20 protein-coding genes and 1 other RNA gene are annotated in these 19,098 nt (G+C 58.5%); 16 read left to right on the top strand and 5 right to left on the bottom strand.

Annotated features, from left to right (window positions below):
* Nucleotides 1-16 precede the first annotated feature (16 nt).
* Entirely contained in the window at nt 17-1,057 is a 1,041-nt protein-coding gene (locus ACA048_RS24520) for an NADP(H)-dependent aldo-keto reductase (RefSeq protein ID WP_477789416.1), read from the bottom strand.
* 245 nt (nt 1,058-1,302) lie between these two features.
* Between ACA048_RS24520 and rplM the strand changes: the two genes are divergently transcribed.
* From rplM to ACA048_RS24485, 7 genes are all read left to right on the top strand, one after another.
* Complete coding sequence (gene rplM / locus ACA048_RS24515) at nt 1,303-1,731, top strand: 50S ribosomal protein L13 (RefSeq protein WP_007905295.1); 429 nt, start codon at nt 1,303-1,305, stop codon at nt 1,729-1,731.
* Between the two features lie 14 nt (nt 1,732-1,745).
* Nucleotides 1,746-2,138, top strand: coding sequence for a 30S ribosomal protein S9 (gene rpsI, locus ACA048_RS24510; RefSeq protein ID WP_002555064.1), 393 nt, complete (start codon nt 1,746-1,748; stop codon nt 2,136-2,138).
* A 268-nt stretch (nt 2,139-2,406) separates the two neighbouring features.
* The gene (petA, locus tag ACA048_RS24505; RefSeq protein WP_497626652.1) at nt 2,407-3,000 is read left to right on the top strand and encodes a ubiquinol-cytochrome c reductase iron-sulfur subunit; all 594 of its coding nucleotides are present in this window, start codon (nt 2,407-2,409) and stop codon (nt 2,998-3,000) included.
* Complete coding sequence (locus tag ACA048_RS24500) at nt 3,000-4,211, top strand: cytochrome b (protein WP_497626651.1); 1,212 nt, start codon at nt 3,000-3,002, stop codon at nt 4,209-4,211. The genes petA and ACA048_RS24500 overlap by 1 nt, the downstream gene beginning before the upstream one ends.
* On the top strand, nt 4,211-4,993 hold the full coding sequence (locus ACA048_RS24495) for a cytochrome c1 (protein ID WP_497626650.1): 783 nt from the start codon (nt 4,211-4,213) through the stop codon (nt 4,991-4,993). The genes ACA048_RS24500 and ACA048_RS24495 overlap by 1 nt, the downstream gene beginning before the upstream one ends.
* 150 nt (nt 4,994-5,143) lie before the next feature.
* The gene (locus tag ACA048_RS24490) at nt 5,144-5,761 is read left to right on the top strand and encodes a glutathione S-transferase N-terminal domain-containing protein (protein ID WP_007905304.1); all 618 of its coding nucleotides are present in this window, start codon (nt 5,144-5,146) and stop codon (nt 5,759-5,761) included.
* A 16-nt stretch (nt 5,762-5,777) separates the two neighbouring features.
* Nucleotides 5,778-6,191, top strand: a complete 414-nt coding sequence (locus ACA048_RS24485) for a ClpXP protease specificity-enhancing factor (RefSeq protein WP_007943725.1) — start codon at nt 5,778-5,780, stop codon at nt 6,189-6,191.
* 259 nt (nt 6,192-6,450) lie between these two features.
* Here the strand turns inward: ACA048_RS24485 and ACA048_RS24480 are convergent, their stop codons facing one another.
* From ACA048_RS24480 to ACA048_RS24465, 4 genes are all read right to left on the bottom strand, one after another.
* Nucleotides 6,451-7,029: a BON domain-containing protein gene (locus ACA048_RS24480; RefSeq protein ID WP_497626649.1), complete on the bottom strand. Its 579-nt coding sequence runs from the start codon at nt 7,027-7,029 to the stop codon at nt 6,451-6,453.
* Complete coding sequence (locus ACA048_RS24475; RefSeq protein ID WP_223515311.1) at nt 7,026-7,619, bottom strand: phosphoheptose isomerase; 594 nt, start codon at nt 7,617-7,619, stop codon at nt 7,026-7,028. Before ACA048_RS24475 ends, ACA048_RS24480 begins: the two co-directional genes overlap by 4 nt.
* Before the next feature lie 104 nt (nt 7,620-7,723).
* Nucleotides 7,724-8,086 carry a YraN family protein gene (locus ACA048_RS24470; RefSeq protein WP_019582357.1) on the bottom strand — a complete coding sequence of 121 codons (363 nt, stop codon included), beginning with the start codon at nt 8,084-8,086 and terminating at the stop codon, nt 7,724-7,726.
* Nucleotides 8,086-9,897 (bottom strand): penicillin-binding protein activator, encoded by a 1,812-nt coding sequence (locus tag ACA048_RS24465; RefSeq protein ID WP_497626648.1) that lies wholly within the window; start codon nt 9,895-9,897, stop codon nt 8,086-8,088. Before ACA048_RS24465 ends, ACA048_RS24470 begins: the two co-directional genes overlap by 1 nt.
* 176 nt (nt 9,898-10,073) lie before the next feature.
* Between ACA048_RS24465 and rsmI the strand changes: the two genes are divergently transcribed.
* The 9 genes from rsmI (at nt 10,074) to mraY (ending at nt 19,096) form a co-directional block, all read left to right on the top strand.
* On the top strand, nt 10,074-10,979 hold the full coding sequence (gene rsmI, locus ACA048_RS24460; protein WP_223515303.1) for a 16S rRNA (cytidine(1402)-2'-O)-methyltransferase: 906 nt from the start codon (nt 10,074-10,076) through the stop codon (nt 10,977-10,979).
* Nucleotides 10,980-11,053: 74 nt separating this feature from the next.
* Nucleotides 11,054-11,407: RNase P RNA component class A (gene rnpB / locus ACA048_RS24455), an RNA gene on the top strand.
* Nucleotides 11,408-11,762: 355 nt separating this feature from the next.
* The gene (mraZ, locus tag ACA048_RS24450) at nt 11,763-12,218 is read left to right on the top strand and encodes a division/cell wall cluster transcriptional repressor MraZ (protein WP_497626647.1); all 456 of its coding nucleotides are present in this window, start codon (nt 11,763-11,765) and stop codon (nt 12,216-12,218) included.
* Entirely contained in the window at nt 12,215-13,162 is a 948-nt protein-coding gene (gene rsmH / locus ACA048_RS24445) for a 16S rRNA (cytosine(1402)-N(4))-methyltransferase RsmH (RefSeq protein WP_405046781.1), read from the top strand. The genes mraZ and rsmH overlap by 4 nt, the downstream gene beginning before the upstream one ends.
* Nucleotides 13,159-13,452, top strand: a complete 294-nt coding sequence (gene ftsL / locus ACA048_RS24440; RefSeq protein ID WP_223515297.1) for a cell division protein FtsL — start codon at nt 13,159-13,161, stop codon at nt 13,450-13,452. Before rsmH ends, ftsL begins: the two co-directional genes overlap by 4 nt.
* Nucleotides 13,452-15,191 carry a peptidoglycan D,D-transpeptidase FtsI family protein gene (locus tag ACA048_RS24435; RefSeq protein WP_497629925.1) on the top strand — a complete coding sequence of 580 codons (1,740 nt, stop codon included), beginning with the start codon at nt 13,452-13,454 and terminating at the stop codon, nt 15,189-15,191. Before ftsL ends, ACA048_RS24435 begins: the two co-directional genes overlap by 1 nt.
* Nucleotides 15,191-16,654 carry a UDP-N-acetylmuramoyl-L-alanyl-D-glutamate--2,6-diaminopimelate ligase gene (locus ACA048_RS24430; protein WP_497626646.1) on the top strand — a complete coding sequence of 488 codons (1,464 nt, stop codon included), beginning with the start codon at nt 15,191-15,193 and terminating at the stop codon, nt 16,652-16,654. The genes ACA048_RS24435 and ACA048_RS24430 overlap by 1 nt, the downstream gene beginning before the upstream one ends.
* The gene (locus ACA048_RS24425; RefSeq protein WP_497626645.1) at nt 16,647-18,014 is read left to right on the top strand and encodes a UDP-N-acetylmuramoyl-tripeptide--D-alanyl-D-alanine ligase; all 1,368 of its coding nucleotides are present in this window, start codon (nt 16,647-16,649) and stop codon (nt 18,012-18,014) included. Before ACA048_RS24430 ends, ACA048_RS24425 begins: the two co-directional genes overlap by 8 nt.
* Entirely contained in the window at nt 18,014-19,096 is a 1,083-nt protein-coding gene (gene mraY / locus ACA048_RS24420; protein ID WP_497626644.1) for a phospho-N-acetylmuramoyl-pentapeptide-transferase, read from the top strand. Before ACA048_RS24425 ends, mraY begins: the two co-directional genes overlap by 1 nt.
* The last annotated feature ends 2 nt before the right edge of the window (nt 19,097-19,098 follow it).

Below are 19,098 nucleotides of genomic sequence, written 5' to 3'. Positions count from 1 at the left end.
TGGGTCTACAAATCATTCAAGGTGCAGGGTTCGGGTGATCCTTGTGAATCGCCTCAATTCCTTCCAGCACTTCGTCCGAAAGTTTCAGCTCGAAGCTGGCAATGTTGCTGTCCAATTGCTCAAGCGTCGTCGCGCCAATGATGTTGCTGGTGACGAACGGCTGTTGATTCACGAATGCCAACGCCATCTGCGCCGGGTCCAGGCCGTGTTCACGGGCCAGTGCCACGTAACGGCTGCACGCTGCTTCCGATTGTGGATTGAAATAGCGGCTGAAGCGGCTGTAGAGGCTCAGGCGGCCTTTTGGCGGGCGCGCGCCACCTTCGTACTTGCCTGACAGGAAACCGAACGCCAGCGGCGAGTAAGCGAGTAAGCCGCATTGCTCACGAATGGCAATCTCTGCCAGACCGACTTCGAAGCTGCGGTTGAGCAGGTTGTACGGGTTCTGGATCGATACGGCGCGGGGCCAGCCACGGGCTTCGGCCAAGGCGAGGAAGCGCATGGTGCCCCATGGCGTTTCATTGGACAGGCCAATGTGGCGGATCTTGCCGGCCTTGACCTGCTCGTCCAGTGCTTCGAGGGTATCTTCCAGCGGCGTGAGGTTGGCTTCGCTCTTGTGTTTGTAGCCAAGTTGGCCGAAGAAATTGGTGCTGCGTTCCGGCCAATGCAGTTGGTAAAGGTCGATGTAATCGGTTTGCAGGCGCTTGAGGCTCGCGTCCACGGCTTCCGTGATGTGCTGGCGGTTGTGGCGCAGGTTTTTGTCGCGGATGTAGTCGATGGTGTTGCCGGGGCCGGCGATCTTGCTGGCGAGGATCCAGTCGGCGCGATCACCACGACTTTTGAAGTAATTGCCGATGTAGCGCTCTGTGGTGGCGTAGGTATCGGCCTTGGGCGGCACCGGGTACATCTCGGCGGTGTCGATGAAATTGATCCCGGCACCTTTGGCCCGTTCAATCTGGGCGAAGGCTTCAGCTTCGCTGTTTTGCTCGCCCCACGTCATGGTTCCGAGGCAGATAGCGCTCACGTTCAGATCGGTTCGGCCTAGCTGTCGATAGTCCATCAGGTGCTCCTTGGGCAAAACAATCATAAAAGCAGGTTGAAATATTTTTCGCAATCTGCATAATTGCGCACCTCTTTCTGCAGTGGAAGTGATGCGCCGCCGCCGAAGAATCTTGCCGTTGAACGGACGCGCCGACCCGAGCCCCCGAAAGCGTCTGTATCCGGCTGCCTTTGACTTGTCAAAGTACGCACTATTCAGTAAGATCCGCCGTCTAATTTACAGGGCGGCCCCTGAGGCTATAAAGAATGAAAACTTTTACTGCTAAACCGGAAACAGTACAGCGCGACTGGTTTGTCGTCGACGCTGCAGGTCAGACCCTGGGTCGTCTAGCCACCGAAATCGCGAGCCGTCTGCGTGGCAAGCATAAAGCTGAGTACACTCCTCACGTTGACACCGGCGATTACATCGTCGTTATCAATGCCGAGCAGATTCGTGTAACCGGTGCTAAAACCACCGACAAAATCTACTACTCCCACTCCGGTTTCCCGGGCGGCATCAAGTCGATCAACTTTGAAAAGCTGATCGCCAAAGCCCCTGAGCGCGTGATCGAGACCGCGGTCAAAGGCATGCTGCCTAAGAACCCGCTGGGTCGCGACATGTATCGTAAGCTGAAAGTCTATGCGGGCGCTGTACACCCTCATACTGCTCAGCAGCCCCAAGAACTGAAGTTTTAACGGAATAGTTCATTATGTCGGCGACTCAAAATTACGGCACTGGCCGTCGCAAGACCGCAACCGCACGCGTTTTCCTGCGTCCGGGTACTGGTAACATCTCCATCAACAACCGTTCGCTGGATAATTTCTTCGGCCGCGAAACTGCCCGCATGGTAGTTCGTCAGCCGCTGGAATTGACTGAGACTGTCGAGAAGTTCGACATCTACGTCACCGTGATCGGCGGTGGTGTAAGTGGTCAAGCTGGCGCAATCCGCCACGGTATCACTCGCGCACTGATGCAGTACGACGAAACCCTGCGTGGCGCTCTGCGCAAAGCTGGCTTCGTTACTCGCGATGCTCGTGAAGTTGAACGTAAGAAAGTCGGTCTGCGTAAAGCGCGTAAGCGTCCGCAGTACTCGAAGCGTTAATTCGCTTTCACGTTCAAAAAAGAACGCCCAGTTTCCTCACGGAGCTGGGCGTTTTTTTATACGTGCGATTTATCAAGGAATTGCGCTGTGACAACTTGCCACATCCGTAGAGCCCCTATACTACAAGGCTTGGCAGTGGAGCCCTTCGGTAATTACCTTGTCAGAATTGGGGCTTTTCATTACCATTCGGCAAAATTTTTATAAGTACATAGATTTACTTAGTAGATGCCTGATTTAACAGGCCACAAAGCTGATGGGAGAGGACTGAATGAGCAATGACGGCGTGAATACAGGCCGGCGTCGCTTCTTGGTAGCAGCCACATCCGTGGTGGGTGCTGCAGGAGCGGTGGGGGCTGCGGTCCCGTTCGTGGGGTCATGGTTTCCCAGTGCCAAGGCGAAAGCCGCAGGTGCACCGGTGAAAGTGAATGTCAGCAAAATCGAGCCAGGCCAGCAGATGATTGCTGAGTGGCGCGGCCAGCCGGTATTCATTGTCCGCCGTACTCCGGAAATCCTGGGGAATCTGAAAAAGATCGAAGGCGAGCTCGCCGATCCTGATTCCAAACAATCGACGCAACCGGCCTATGTCAACCCAGAAACACGTTCGATCAAGCCAGAAATTCTGCTGCTGATCGGTATCTGCACGCACTTGGGTTGTTCGCCTACTTTCCGTCCGGAAGTGGCACCTGCGGATCTTGGTCCGAAATGGGTAGGTGGATATTTCTGCCCTTGCCACGGCTCCCATTACGATCTGGCTGGCCGCGTCTACAAGTCGCAACCTGCGCCTTTGAACCTGCCAGTTCCCCCGCATTCCTATGAGACCGATGAGCTCATTGTCATCGGCGTCGATACGGAGAAAGCGTGATGAGCAAGTTCATGGATTGGGTAGATGCGCGCTTTCCCGCGACCAAAATGTGGGAAGACCATCTCAGCAAGTACTACGCCCCGAAGAACTTCAACTTCTTCTATTTCTTTGGCTCCCTGGCGCTGCTCGTTCTGGTTAACCAGATCGTTACCGGTGTCTGGCTGACAATGAGCTACACCCCATCGGCGGAAGAGGCATTTGCTTCCGTCGAATACATCATGCGCGACGTCGAGTACGGCTCGATCCTGCGTCTGCTGCACTCCACCGGCGCTTCGGCGTTCTTCGTCGTGGTTTATCTGCACATGTTCCGTGGCTTGCTCTACGGTTCGTACCAGAAGCCGCGTGAGCTGGTGTGGGTCTTCGGCATGCTGATCTACCTGGCGCTGATGGCTGAAGCCTTCATGGGTTACCTGCTGCCGTGGGGCCAGATGTCCTACTGGGGTGCCCAGGTGATCATCTCGCTGTTCGGTGCGATCCCGGTCATCGGTAACGACCTGACCCAGTGGATCCGTGGTGACTACCTGATTTCCGGTATTACCCTGAACCGCTTCTTCGCCCTTCACGTTGTTGCCTTGCCGATCGTGATCCTTGGTCTGGTGGTGCTGCACGTCCTGGCGTTGCACGAAGTCGGTTCGAACAACCCGGACGGCGTCGACATCAAGAAATACAAAGACGAAAACGGCGTACCGCTGGACGGCATTGCCTTCCATCCGTACTACACCGTGAAAGATATCGTCGGCGTGGTGGTGTTCCTGTTCATCTTTTGCTCGATCGTGTTCTTCTTCCCGGAAATGGGCGGTTACTTCCTCGAGAAGCCGAACTTCGAAGTGGCGAACGCCTTCAAGACCCCAGAGCACATCGCTCCGGTCTGGTACTTCACTCCGTTCTACGCGATTCTGCGGGCGGTTCCGGACAAGCTCCTGGGCGTTATCGCCATGGGTGCAGCCATCGCCGTGCTGTTCGTCCTGCCGTGGCTGGACCGCAGCCCGGTCAAGTCGATGCGCTACAAAGGCTGGCTGAGCAAGATCTGGCTGTGGGTGTTCTGCATCTCGTTCGTGATCCTGGGTGTGCTGGGCGTATTGGCCCCAACGCCAGAGCGGACCTTGCTGTCGCAGGTGTGTACGTTCCTGTACTTCGCCTACTTCATTCTGATGCCGTTCTACACCAGGCTTGAAAAGACCAAACCGGTTCCGGAAAGGGTGACTGGCTGATGAAAAAGCTATTTGCTGTACTGATTCTTGCTGCTATGCCTGTTCTGTCCTTCGGGGCTGAGCACGGCGGTCCTGAGCTGGAAAAGGTCGATATCGACGTTTCTGACAAGGCGGCTTTGCAGGATGGCGCGCGTACATTTGCCAACTACTGCATGGGCTGCCACAGCGCCAAGTTCCAACGCTACGAGCGTGTTGCCGATGATATTGGCGTTCCCCATGATCTGATGCTCTCGAAGCTGGTGTTCACCGGCGCCAAGATTGGCGACCACATGAACATCGGCATGCAGCCGGCGGACGCCAAGGCCTGGTTCGGCGCGGCTCCGCCCGACCTGACGCTGGTGGCTCGTGTTCGTGGTACTGACTGGCTCTACGGCTACCTGAAGTCTTTCTACGAGGATCCGTCGCGTCCGTGGGGCGTGAACAACAAGGTCTTCCCGAACGTGGGCATGCCTAACGTCATGGCTGCTCTGCAAGGTCGTCAGATTATCGGTTGCAAACAGGTTCAGATCGTCGAAGACGGCAAGAAGCAATATGACCCGTTGACCGGTACGCCTTTGACTCATGAAGCATGCGATCAGATGACCATCGTGCCGAAAAGCGGTGCTCTGACCGAAGAGCAGTTCGATGAGAAGGTCAAGAATCTGGTAACCTTCCTGGCTTACTCGGCTAACCCGGTTAAGCTGCAACATCAGCGCATCGGTACATACGTCTTGCTGTACCTGGCGTTCTTCTTCGTATTCGCTTATTTGCTCAAGCGCGAATACTGGAAAGATGTGCACTGATAAAGCTTCAAGCAATTGCTGTTAATCGCGCGCGCCCAAGGGCGCCTCTGAAGGTGTAACGAGCCTGGTGATCCAGGCGTTACGGGAGGCGCCCTCTGGGCGCGCTCGTTTTTCCGCTTCCGATAATTTCAACAAGCGAGGAGGACCGCCATGGGCGTGACCAATCGGTTGGCCTGTTACTCCGACCCCGCCGACCACTATTCCCACCGAGTGCGTATCGTACTTGCAGAGAAGGGTGTCAGCGCCGAGATCATTTACGTGGAAGCTGGTCGTCAGCCGCCTAAACTGATTGAGGTGAACCCTTACGGAAGCCTGCCCACCCTGGTCGATCGTGACCTGGCGTTGTGGGAGTCGACCGTGGTGATGGAATATCTGGATGAGCGTTACCCGCACCCGCCTTTGTTGCCGGTTTATCCAGTGGCGCGTGCCAACAGCCGTCTGCTGATTCATCGTATTCAGCGTGACTGGTGTGGCCTGGTGGATCTGATCCTGGATTCACGGACCAAGGAAGCTGCCCGCGTCGTCGCTCGTAAAGAGCTGCGCGAAAGCCTGACTGGCGTGTCGCCGTTATTCGCCGACAAGCCGTTTTTCCTCAGTGAGGAACAAAGTCTGGTGGATTGCTGCCTATTACCAATACTCTGGCGCTTGCCGATTTTGGGTATTGAACTGCCGCGGCCTGCCAAGCCGCTGCTTGATTATATGGAGCGCTCGTTTGCGCGTGAGGCTTTCCAGGCGAGTCTGTCTGGTGTCGAACGCGATATGCGCTAAGGCTTAAGGAGCCGCTATGAACTCCAGTCGACCTTATCTGGTCCGCGCGCTCTACGAGTGGATTGTGGATAACGATTGCACCCCGCACATGCTGGTCAATTCCGAGTATCCGTCGGTGCAGGTGCCTCAGGGTTTTGCCAGTGACGGACAAATTGTCTTGAACGTGTCGCCGCAAGCCGTGCGTCATCTGCACATGGATAACGAGGCGGTCAGTTTCGAAGGGCGTTTCGGTGGCGTGCCGCACACCTTGTACGTGCCTATCGCCTCGATCCTTGGGATTTACGCCCGGGAGAATGGCCAAGGCATGGTGTTCGATCTGGAATCGCCTATGGAAGACGAGGAAGAGATCGAGCCGGATGATGATATTCCGCCACCCGACAGCGAGCCGCCGCGTCCCAGCGGTCGACCCAGTTTGAAAGTGGTGAAGTAATAAAAAAGGCGATCCGGATGGATCGCCTTTTTTATTACTTCCGTAGGAGCCGAGCTTGCTCGCGATGGCGATTTCATAGGCGCCATCGCCGGCAAGCCGTGCTCCTACGCGATGGCGATTTCATAGGCGCCATCGCCGGCAAGCCGTGCTCCTACGGGATGGCGATTTCAAAGACGCCATCGCCGGCAAGCCGTGCTCCTACGGGATGGCGATTTCAAGGACGCCATCGCCGGCAGCCGTGTTCCTGCGGGGGCGGGTGTCAGTCGATGTACTCAAACAGCTTCACAACCTTCTGCACACCGGAAACGCCCTGTACCAGGTTGGTAGCCTGAGCGGCTTCCTGTTTGGTCAGCAGGCCCAGCAAGTAGACGATGCCATTTTCGGTCACAACCTTGATGCGCGAGCCAGGAATGTAGGCGTCGGTGAGCATCTGGGTCTTGATCTTGGTGGTCAGCCAGGCGTCGTTCTGGCGCGCCAGCAATGAGGAGGGCGGCATGATCTGCAATTCGTTGTGGACCGTTTTTACCCGTTGAACAGCGCCAGCAGCTTGTTCGGCTTTAGCCTTGAGGTCTGCGCGAGGCGTCTGACCGGCGAGCAGCACCACGCCGTTGAAGCTGGTGACGACAATGTGCGATTCGTTGTCCAGGGCAGGGTCGGCCTTGGCCACGTTTACGCCGACTTTGGTATCGATCAGGGAATCGTCGATCTTGCTGCCAAAGGTGCGCGTGCCACGGTCATCTTCAATCGGCGCTTCACGGCTGGCGTTAACCACCGAAGTGCAGCCGCTGATGCCGAGGCACAGGGTCAAGGCCATCAGGCCTAGGCGATTAGGGGTCATTCTTCACTCCCGAACAGTTGGCTGTCGATCAAATCGCAAAGGCAATGGATCGCCAGCAGGTGGACTTCCTGAATACGTGCGGTGACATTGGCCGGTACGCGAATCTCGACGTCCTCGGGCAAAAGCAGCGACGCCATGCCGCCGCCATCGCGACCGGTCATTGCTACGACAACCATTTCGCGATCATGTGCGGCCTGGATCGCCTGAATTATGTTTGCCGAGTTACCGCTGGTGGAAATCGCCAGCAATACGTCGCCCGGTTGGCCGAGGGCACGGATCTGTTTGGAGAAAATTTCGTTGTAGCTGTAGTCGTTGGCAATCGAGGTGATGGTTGAGCTGTCAGTGGTCAGCGCGATGGCTGGCAGGCTCGGGCGTTCGCGTTCGAAGCGGTTGAGCAGCTCCGACGAAAAGTGCTGGGCATCGCCGGCGGAGCCGCCGTTGCCGCAGGAAAGCATTTTGCCCTCATTGAGCAGGGCGTTGACCATCACTTGGCTGGCTTGCTCGATGTGCGGTGCAAGTACGTCCATCGCCATTTGCTTGGTGTCGATACTGGCCTGAAAAAGCTGGCGAATTCGGGATTGCATGTCCATCTGTGTGACCTTAATTAGCGCGGCTACTTGGCACATGAATGTGCAGCCCGCAATGCAAAGAGCAAAAGTGTTGGGTGAAAGTGTCCGGTTCGGGGCGCAAGCGATCAACTGTCGAAGGCATTCTGCAACCAGTTCAACTGATCAAGGTTGCTGTCGATGGCAACCACGTCGAAGCGGCAAGGGGAATTGGCCCAGCGCGACTCGCGCTGAAGAAAATACTGTGCAGCGAAAATCAGTTTCTGCCGTTTGCGCTCATCGATGCTATCGAGCGCGCCACCCCATTGGGTGTTTTTTCTGTAGCGGACTTCAACGAATACTACTGTATCGCCATCAAGCATGACCAGATCAAGCTCGCCGCGTTTACACAACCAGTTCTGCGCCAGCAGGCGCAGACCTTGTTGTTGAAGATGCTCGAGCGCATGGCGCTCGGCATCTTTACCGCTTTGCTGGCGTGACCTGTCAGGCATCAGTTCGGGGAGCCGGGCAGGCGTTGAACCTGGCCATTGACGAATTGAGCCCACGGTAGCTGACGCACGACGCGTTGGTTCTGAGTCAAACTCAGGCTACCCGACTGACCTTCGAGGCGGCTGTCCGGCAAGGCTTTGAGTTGCCCCAGGCGTGGCGCCAGGCGGTAAGCATCGACGCCCATGGCATACAGGCGACCGAGGCTACCGGAGGCTTGTGGCCATTGAGCCGTAACCTGTTTGCGCAGTGGATCATTGGCGTCCAGCAACCACGGGGTTTCGCAGAAGCGAATGCCGTTCATGTCGTTGTACTGATTTACGTCGCCGCTGGCACTGTACACGTGGGAGGTGGCGTAAACCGGCACGTCACCTGCGTATTGGAAGTTCAGGGTCGGTTTGATCTGTTGAGCCTGTTGCGGAGTGGCGGCCAGGAAGATGAATTCAATGTCCTGGCGACGCGAAGGCTGGGCGGCGACCTGCGAGCCGACGGTGCTTTGCAGGCTTTTCGCGCGGCCTTCGCTTTGGCGCAGCTGGAACATGTCAGCAATCTGCTGGGCCAGTTGAACCGGTTGGTCTACGCGCTCGGTGGCAACGATGGTGCCGCCGTTGGCTTGCCAGTCCTGGCTGAATGCGCGGAGTACGCGATCGCCCCATTCGCCTTTGGGCACCATGATCGCGGCGCGATGCAGGCCATCGGCGCGCGCGCGGCGAGACACTTCGCGGGCTTCGTCTTCAGCGGCCAGGCCAAACTGGAACAGTTGGGCCGGGCCTTGTTCGCCTTCGCTGTAGTTCAGTGCCAGGGTAGTGATCGGCAATTGCGGGCGGGCGCTGAGCTGTTTAACCAGTGGTTTTTCCAGCGGGCCGACCACCAGTTGCACGCCATCGGCCTGGGCTTTGCGGTAGAACTCGTCCATCGACGTCAGCTTCGAGCTGTCATAAAACTCGATGGCGGGTGGCTTCTGGCCGGTTTGTTGGGCCTGGTAATAAGCGGCCATGAAGCCTTCGCGCAATGCTTTGCCGACCGACGCCAGTTGGCCGTCTTGTGGCAGCAGCAGGGCAATCTTGCTCAGGGGTTGGCTGGCCAAGTCCTTGAGGTTGGTCAGTGCCAACGGCAGATGAATGGCGGCCGGGTGTTTAGGGTTTTGCGCGCGCCAGTTATCGATTGCGGCTTGCTGCTGCTCCAGCGTCCCGGCCGTTTTGACCGCCAGCGCCAGACCCATCCAGCCGCCGAGGTCGTCGGAGGTGGTGGGTTGCAGTTGGTCGGTGGGCAGGGAGGCGATCAGGATCCAGATCGCATCGTGGTTTTTACTGGCCGCTTCACCACTCAGCATTGGCGCGATAAAAATGCGCTCCCGTGCGGCAGCTAGCGTCTGGCCATCTGCTTCAAGGGCGCGGGCATGGACGGTGCCGGTGCGAACCTGTTGCTCGGCCGGCAGTTCGCTCAGGCGTTGCAAGCTCGGATGGCTCAAGGCCGTCAGCGCCGCTTTGGGCTGGTTGCGAGCCATCGCCAGTTCCGCCGCCAGCGTACTGGCGAAGACTTGTGGGCCTGGCTTGAGTTGCTCGACCGGAACCTGCTGCAGGATTTGCGCGGACTGGCCGGCATTCCCTTGGCGGTAGGCCACGTCTGCGGCGCTCAGGCGCAGCAGGGCAGCTTCTTCCGGGTCTTTGCTTTGATTGGCCTGCTCGAGCAGTTGCTCGATGCTGGCATTCGGGGTCCGTGGAAGTTCGCCAAGGCTGGAGGAGGGCGAGCTGGCGCAAGCCGCCAGCAAGGCAGCGAGGCAGAGGGCAGTAAACAGCCGCAGGCAAGCGATCATGTAGTGTTCCTGTTACTCGATCAAATTAGCGTGGAATTGTACCCAAGCACTGGCCGGGGCGCGATGTTACTGGCGTGAATCGATCAATTTAGCTCGTGTAAATGTTGCAGCGCTGCACAAAAGGCGGGAAAAGCCGGGAAGGAGCAGGCGTATCGCGAGCGCCGCTACGCGCTACAATGTCACTTTTTACCGATCATGAGGTGTGCGCTTTGACTGCTCCAGGTGCTTTGAATTCCGCTGCTGGCTCGCTTTATGTGGTGGCGACGCCCATCGGCAACCTGGATGACATCAGTGCGCGTGCGCTGAAGATCCTTCGTGAGGTGGCGTTGATTGCCGCCGAAGACACTCGCCACTCCCAGCGATTGATGCAACATTTCGGTATCCCCACGCCGCTGGCGGCGTGTCACGAACACAACGAGCGGGATGAAGGTAGCCGCTTTATCACGCGTCTGCTGGCAGGCGACGATGTGGCACTGATATCCGATGCCGGCACGCCGTTGATTTCTGATCCTGGGTATCACTTGGTGCGTCAGGCTCGTGCTGCGGGGATCAATGTGGTGCCGGTGCCGGGAGCCTGTGCATTGATCGCGGCTCTGTCAGCAGCGGGTTTGCCATCCGACCGGTTTATCTTTGAGGGCTTCCTGCCGGCCAAGGCGGTCGGTCGCCGGGCTCGTCTTGAGCTGGTAAAGGAAGAGCCGCGCACGCTGATTTTCTACGAAGCTCCGCACCGCATTCTTGAATGCCTGCAAGATATGGAGCTGGTGTTCGGTGGCGAGCGTCAGGCGTTGCTGGCTCGTGAAATCACTAAAACCTTTGAAACCCTTAAAGGCCTGCCGTTGGCCGAGTTGCGTGAGTTCGTCGAGTCAGACAGCAATCAGCAGCGCGGTGAATGTGTGGTGCTGGTGGCCGGCTGGGCTGCGCCCGAGACCGAAGACGCGGTCAGCAGCGAAGCGATGCGCATCCTCAACCTGTTGCTCGAAGAGATGCCGCTCAAGCGTGCGGCCGCCTTGGCTGCGCAAATCACCGGCGAGCGCAAGAATGTGCTGTATCAGGTCGCGCTGGATAAACAGAAGGGCGAGTAAACCCGACGTGCAGGAAGGGGCAAAGGCGTTTAGCGCTTGTTCTTCGGCCGCTCTGCCGTTAACCTTTGCGGCGGAGAGTCGATCGGACAGTCGCTGCCCTCTATGAAAATTAGGGGGGGGAGGAAAGTCCGGGCTCCATAGGGCGAAGTGCCAGGTAATGCCTGGGAGGCGTGAGCCTACGGAAAGTGCCACAGAAAATAACCGCCTAAGCGCTTCGGCGCCGGTAAGGGTGAAAAGGTGCGGTAAGAGCGCACCGCACGTCTGGCAACAGTTCGTGGCTAGGTAAACCCCACTTGGAGCAAGACCAAATAGGGTCCCAAGGCGTGGCCCGCGCTGGGACCGGGTAGGTTGCTAAAGATGTCCAGTGATGGCCATCGTAGACGAATGACTGTTCAAGACAGAACCCGGCTTACAGATCGACTCTCCACCTTTTTTTCCTCCCTGTTTGAATCTTTGAGCAGGGCGCTGGTAGTGGCAAATTCCCTCCTTACCGAATCATCAGCAGAAGCACTTTCGTAATACCAAAAAAATCTTACTCTTAACAAACTACTTTAACTTTCGAGCGCAGCCATCTGTGTTGACTCAAGTTATTGAGTGTAATGACACGTCGGATTTCCGTAACACCTCCTCCTGCGCTCCTAAATCTCAGTTCTGTAAGGGTTTTCCTTTAATCCGCGCCTTGACGGTGCGGTGGCCGCATTCCTATAGTGTGCGCAAGTGGCGGAAAGTGGCATGAAGTGGGTTTTTTGAACGTAAAACGCTAAAATTTGGAGAAACGCTGACGTGTTTCGCGGAGCTAACGCTATCAGTCTCGATGCAAAGGGCCGACTCGCCATGCCGAGCCGGTACCGTGACGAGCTCGTTTCGCGTAGTGCAGGTCAGTTAATCGTCACAATTGACGCCGTTGATCCATGTTTGTGTGTTTACCCCCTCGATGAGTGGGAAGTTATTGAAACCAAACTGCGCGCATTGCCTTCGCTTCGCGAAGAGAACCGCCGCCTGCAACGTTTACTGATTGGTAATGCCGTCGACCTCGAGCTCGATGGCAGTGGTCGTTTTCTGGTTCCACCGCGTCTTCGTGAATATGCCAAGTTGGATAAGCGCGCGATGTTGGTAGGCCAACTGAACAAGTTCCAATTGTGGGACGAGGATGCCTGGGATGCGGTTTCTGCCGCTGACCTGGCTGCTATTCAACAACCGGGCTCTATGCCTGATGAACTGCGTGATTTGATCCTGTGACTATTGATAGCGGCTTTAACCACATCACCGTACTGCTTGACGAAGCCGTCGAGGCTCTCGCCGTACGTCCTGATGGCTGCTATCTGGACGGCACGTTCGGGCGCGGCGGGCACAGCCGGCTGATCTTGAGCCAGCTGGGGCCTGATGGTCGGTTGCTCGGATTTGATAAAGATCCTCAAGCGATTGCCACCGGGCAGACGCTAGCGGCCGAAGACGGCCGCTTTGTCGTTGTGCAGCGCAGCTTTGCCGAGCTGGGTTCGGAAGTCGCCGAGCGCGGTCTGGCCGGCAAGGTCAGTGGTGTTTTGCTCGACCTCGGCGTGTCTTCGCCGCAGCTTGACGACCCTGAACGCGGCTTCAGTTTCCTCAATGACGGCCCGCTGGATATGCGCATGGACCCGTCCCGCGGGATCAGCGCTGCGGAGTTCGTCAACACCGCACCGGTGGAAGAAATCGCTCGCGTGTTCAAGGAATACGGCGAAGAACGTTTCTCCGGTCGTATGGCCCGGGCCGTGGCCGAGCGCCGCGACATCAAGCCGTTTGAACGCACCGCGGACCTGGCCGAAGTCCTGAAAGTCGCCAACCCGGCGTGGGAAAAAGGCAAGAACCCGGCGACCCGTGCGTTCCAGGGCCTGCGCATTCACGTCAACAACGAACTGGGCGATCTGGAAGCCGGCCTCGAAGCCGCACTGGAATGCCTGGAAGTCGGCGGCCGTCTGGTCGTTATCAGCTTCCATTCGCTGGAAGACCGCATCGTCAAACTGTTCATGCGCAAACTGGTTAAAGGTGAAGCCGACAATTTGCCGCGCAACCTGCCGGTACGTCACGTCGCTTTCGAACCGATCATCAAAATCCATGGCAAAGCCCAGTCCGCCTCCGAGGCCGAACTCAAAGCCAACCCGCGTTCCCGTAGCGCCGTCATGCGCGTGGCGGAGAAGCTGCGGTGAGCAAGCTTTTCGCCAAGCCACTGCCCGGCGGAAGCTTTTTCATGCTGCTGTTGTTTGTGGGCGTGCTTGTTTCAGCGATCGGCGTTTCGTACAGCGCTCACTGGAACCGTCAGCTGTTGAACTCGCTGTACAACGAGTTGAGCGTGCGCGACAAGGCGCAGGCCGAGTGGGGGCGTTTGATCCTTGAACAGAGCACCTGGACCGCCCATAGCCGTATCGAAGTACTGGCCTCCGAACAGCTGAAGATGCGCATTCCTGGCGCAGCTGAAGTGAAGATGGTGGCGCCATGATGAAACTCGAAGGCGCAATGTTCCCATGGCGTTTCCGCGTGGTGGTGGGATTGCTCGGCATCATGGTCGCGGCGATTTCCTGGCGCATCATCGACCTGCAAGTCGTCGACCGTGCCTTCCTTAAAGGTCAGGGCGATGCGCGCAGCGTTCGTCATATTCCGATTCCGGCTCACCGTGGTCTGATCACCGACCGTAACGGCGAGCCTTTGGCCGTGAGTACCCCGGTCACCACGCTGTGGGCCAACGCCAAGGAAATGCAAACGGCCAAAGAGAAGTGGCCGGCACTGGCGGCTGCCCTGGGTCAGGACCCTAAAGCCCTGACTGAACGTCTCGAAGCCCAGGCCAGCAAAGAATTCATTTACCTGGTACGCGGGCTGACTCCCGAGCAGGGCCAGTCCGTGCTCGATCTGAAAGTACCGGGCGTCTACGGCATTGAAGAGTTCCGGCGTTTCTACCCGGCCGGTGAAGTCACCGCGCACATGGTTGGATTTACCGATATCGATGACCACGGTCGTGAAGGGGTCGAGTTGGCCTATGACGAATGGCTCGCCGGGGTCCCCGGCAAGCGTCAAGTCATCAAGGATCGGCGCGGAAGGCTGATCAAGGATGTCCAGGTCACCAAAAACGCCAAGGCCGGCAAGCCCTTGGCGTTGTCCATTGACCTGCGCCTGCAATATCTGGCCAACCGCGAACTGCGTAACGCGATCATCGAGAACGGCGCCAAGGCGGGCAGCCTGGTGATCATGGACGTGAAGACCGGCGAGATCCTGGCCATGGTCAACCAGCCGACCTACAACCCGAACAACCGTCGCAACCTGCAACCGGCGATGATGCGTAACCGCGCGATGATCGACGTGTTCGAACCGGGTTCGACCATGAAAGCCGTTTCGATGAGTGCCGCGATTGAAACCGGGCGCTGGAAGCCGAGCGATACCGTCGAGGTGTATCCAGGCTCCTTGCAGATTGGTAAGTACACCATCAAGGACGTATCGAAGACCGAAGGCCCGGTACTCGATCTGACCGGCATCCTGATCAATTCCAGTAACGTCGGCATGAGTAAGGTCGCGTTCGATATCGGCGGCGAGACGATTTTCCGTCTGGCGCAAAAACTCGGCCTCGGCCAGGACACCGGCCTCGGGTTCCCGGGCGAACGCGTCGGCAACCTGCCGAACTACCGCGAATGGCGCAAGGCTGAAACCGCCACGCTGTCCTACGGCTACGGTGTTTCCGTGACCGCGATTCAGCTGGTCCACGCCTTCTCGGCGCTGGCCAACGACGGTCGCCTCGCACCCTTGACCCTGATCAAAACCGACAAGGCGCCGCAGACCACGCAAGTGCTGCCGGAAGCCGTCTCGAAAACCATGCAAACCATGCTGACCCAAGTGATCGAAGCGCCGCGCGGTGTATTCCGTGCGCAAGTGCCGGCGTATCACGTGGCTGGCAAGTCGGGTACTGCGCGCAAAACATCGGTGGGCACCAAAGGCTACGCCGAGAACTCTTACCGCTCGCTGTTCGCAGGCTTCGGGCCGATGAGCGATCCACGTTACGCGATCGTCGTGGTGATCGATGAACCGACCAAGGCCGGTTACTTCGGTGGTCTGGTCTCGGCGCCAGTGTTCAGCAAAGTGATGTCCGGGACGCTGCGCCTGATGAACATTACGCCGGACAACCTGCCGCCGACTGAAACCGCGAATGCAACCCCCGTCGTACCGCTGAAAGCCAATGGAGGGCGCGGCTGATGTCTCTGAGTCTGAACAAGATTTTCGCTCACGCCGGTCGCGATCTGTTGATCCGCGAATTGGCACTCGACAGCCGCAACGTGCGCGCTGGCGATTTGTTTCTCGCCGTCCCGGGCGGGCGCTTCGACGGTCGCGAGCACATCGCCGACGCCCTGCAACGCGGCGCTGCCGCTGTGGCTTATGAAGTCGAAGGTGCGACTGTATTGCCGATCACCGAAGTGCCGCTGATTCCGGTCAAAGGCCTGGCGGCGCAGCTGTCGGACATCGCCGGGCGTTTTTATGGCGACCCGAGCCGTCACTTGAATCTGATTGGCGTGACCGGCACCAACGGCAAAACCAGCGTGACTCAACTGGTGGCCCAGGCGCTCGATCTGCTGGGCCAACACTGCGGCATCGTCGGCACGCTGGGTTCCGGTTTCTACGGGGCGCTGGAAAGCGGTCTGCACACCACGCCGAACCCGATCGCCGTGCAAGCGACCCTGGCCGACCTGAAAAAGGCCGGTGCCAAAGCCGTTGCCATGGAAGTCTCTTCCCACGGTCTGGATCAGGGCCGCGTGACCGCGCTGGCGTTTGATGTGGCGGTGATGACCAACCTGTCCCGCGATCACCTCGATTACCACGGCAACATGCAGGCCTACGGCGAAGCCAAGGCCAAGCTGTTTGCCTGGAACGATTTGAAGTGCCGGGTGGTTAACCTCGACGACGAATTCGGCCGCCAACTGGCCGCCGAAAAGCGTGAGTCGCGTTTGATCACCTACAGCCTGGAAGACACCAGCGCCTACCTGTATTGCCGTGAAGCGCAATTCGACGACGAAGGCGTGCGCGCCACGTTGGTGACGCCTCAGGGCGAGCACCATTTGCGCAGCGCCTTGCTCGGTCGTTTCAACCTGAGCAATGTACTGGCCGCGGTCGGCGCCTTGCTCGGTCTGGATTACGCGCTGGACGAAATCCTCCACGTCCTGCCGAAGCTCGAAGGCCCGGCTGGTCGCATGCAGCGCCTGGGTGGCGGTACTCAGCCGCTGGTGGTGGTCGATTACGCGCACACCCCGGACGCGCTGGAAAAAGTCTTGATGGCCCTGCGTCCACACGCCAAAGGTCGCTTGCTGTGCCTGTTCGGCTGCGGCGGTGATCGTGATCGCGGCAAGCGTCCGTTGATGGCTGAGGTGGTTGAACGTCTGGCCGACGGTGTGCTGGTGACCGATGACAATCCGCGCACCGAAGACCCGGCTGTGATCTTCGATGACATCCGCGCCGGCTTCAAGGCTGTGGATAAAGTGACCTTCGTGGCAGGCCGTGGCCAGGCGATTGCCCAGTTGATCGCCAGCGCTTCGGTGGATGACGTGATTGTTCTGGCCGGTAAAGGTCACGAGGACTATCAGGAAATCAACGGCGAGCGTCACGCCTTCTCCGATCTGGTCGAGGCCGATCATGCCCTGACCGCTTGGGAGGTGGCCCATGCTTAAAGCCTTGAAGCTGAGCGAACTGACTGGCGCGCTGAAAGCTCGCCTGATCACTGCCGACGCCACGTTCGACGGCGTCAGCATCGACAGCCGTGCGATCAAACCGGGTCAGCTCTTTATCGCCTTGACCGGCCCGCGTTTCGATGGTCACGACTATTTGAATGACGTCGCAACCAAAGGCGCCGTCGCAGCGTTGGTCGAGCGCGAAGTCGCCGACAGCGCGCTGCCTCAGCTACTGGTCAATGACACCCGCCAGGCTCTCGGCCAACTGGGCGCACTGAACCGTGCGGCGTTCACCAACCCGGTCGCGGCCGTCACCGGTTCCAGCGGCAAGACCACGGTCAAGGAAATGCTCGCGAGCATCCTGCGCACGCGCGGTCCGGTGTTGGCCACCCGTGGCAACCTGAACAACGACCTCGGCGTGCCGCTGACCTTGCTCGAACTCGCGCCGGAACACACCGCTGCCGTGATCGAACTCGGTGCCTCGCGCCTTGGCGAAATTGCCTACACCGTGGGCATGACCAAACCTCACGTGGCCATCCTCAACAATGCCGGGACCGCCCACGTTGGTGAGTTCGGCGGGCCGGAAAAAATCGTTGAAGCCAAAGGCGAAATTATTGAAGGGCTCGAGGCCGATGGCATCGCCGTTCTCAATCTCGACGACAAGGCTTTTGAAATCTGGAAGGCCCGCGCGGCCGGTCGCAAAGTGCTGACATTCGCCCTGAGCAACCTCAGTGCCGACTTTTATGCCAGCGACCTGGACCGCGACGCTCGCGGTTGCCCGGCGTTTGACCTGCACACGCCTGAAGGGGTGGAGCGCGTTCAATTGAACCTGCTCGGCACGCATAACGTCGCCAACGCCATGGCTGCTGCCGCCGCTGCGCATGCCTTGGGCGTGTCGCTGTTCGGCATCGCCACGGGCCTGGCCGCGGTGCAACCGGTCAAGGGGCGCACCGTCGCGCAACTGGCCACCAACGGCATGCGCGTAATTGATGACACGTACAACGCAAACCCGACCTCCATGTGCGCCGCCGTTGATATACTCGCCGGCTTTTCCGGTCGCACCGTTCTGGTGCTCGGGGACATCGGCGAGTTGGGCGATTGGGCGGAGCAGGGGCACCGCGATGTGGGTGAATACGCCCGCGGCAAGGTGTCCGCGCTGTATGCCGTCGGACCCAACATGGTTCACGCCGTAAACGCTTTCGGTCCACAGGCCTTTCACTTCAGCACTCAGGCTGAACTGATCAAGGCCCTGGGCGCCGAGCAAGACACCAACACCACCATTTTGATCAAGGGCTCGCGCAGCGCTGCGATGGAAAACATCGTCGCCGCTTTGTGCGGGTCCAGTCTGGAGAAACATTAATGCTGCTGCTGCTAGCGGAGTATCTGCAACAGTTCTACAAAGGCTTCGCGGTCTTTCAGTACCTGACCCTGCGCGGGATTCTCGGTGTGCTGACCGCGCTGGTCTTGTCGCTGTGCTATGGCCCGTGGATGATCCGCACCTTGCAGAACCGTCAGATCGGTCAATCAGTTCGCAACGACGGTCCACAATCGCACCTGTCCAAATCGGGTACTCCGACCATGGGCGGCGCGCTGATTCTGTCGTCCATCGGCGTCAGCACCTTGCTCTGGGCTGACCTGAGCAACCGTTATGTCTGGACCGTGCTGCTGGTGACGTTGCTGTTCGGCGCCATCGGCTGGGTCGACGACTACCGCAAAGTGATCGAGAAGAACTCCCGTGGCTTGCCGAGCCGCTGGAAGTACTTCTGGCAGTCGGTGTTTGGTCTTGGCGCGGCGGTCTTCCTTTACATGACTGCTGCTACTCCGGTGGAAACCACCCTGATTCTGCCGATGCTCAAGGATTACAGCATTCCGTTGGGCGCAGGCTTCATCGTGCTGACCTACTTCGTGATCGTCGGCTCGAGCAACGCAGTCAACCTGACTGACGGCCTCGATGGTCTGGCCATCATGCCGACGGTGATGGTCGGCGGTGGTCTGGGAATTTTCTGCTACCTGTCGGGTAACGTGAAATTCGCTGAATACCTGCTGATCCCTTATGTACCGGGCGCGGGTGAACTGATCGTGTTCTGCGGCGCGTTGATCGGTGCCGGCCTCGGGTTCCTGTGGTTCAACACCTATCCGGCACAGGTTTTCATGGGCGACGTCGGCGCGCTGGCGCTGGGCGCGGCTCTGGGCACCATCGCGGTGATCGTCCGTCAGGAAATCGTCCTGTTCATCATGGGCGGCGTGTTTGTGATGGAGACCCTGTCGGTCGTCATCCAGGTTGCTTCTTTCAAGATGACCGGTCGCCGTGTGTTCCGCATGGCACCGATTCACCACCACTTTGAACTCAAGGGCTGGCCTGAGCCACGCGTGATCGTCCGTTTCTGGATCATCACCGTGATTCTCGTGCTGATCGGCCTTGCCACCCTGAAGCTGAGGTAGAA

This window comes from Pseudomonas sp. LBUM1659, from assembly GCF_059716045.1.
This window is presented reverse-complemented; position numbering and strand designations above follow the sequence as displayed.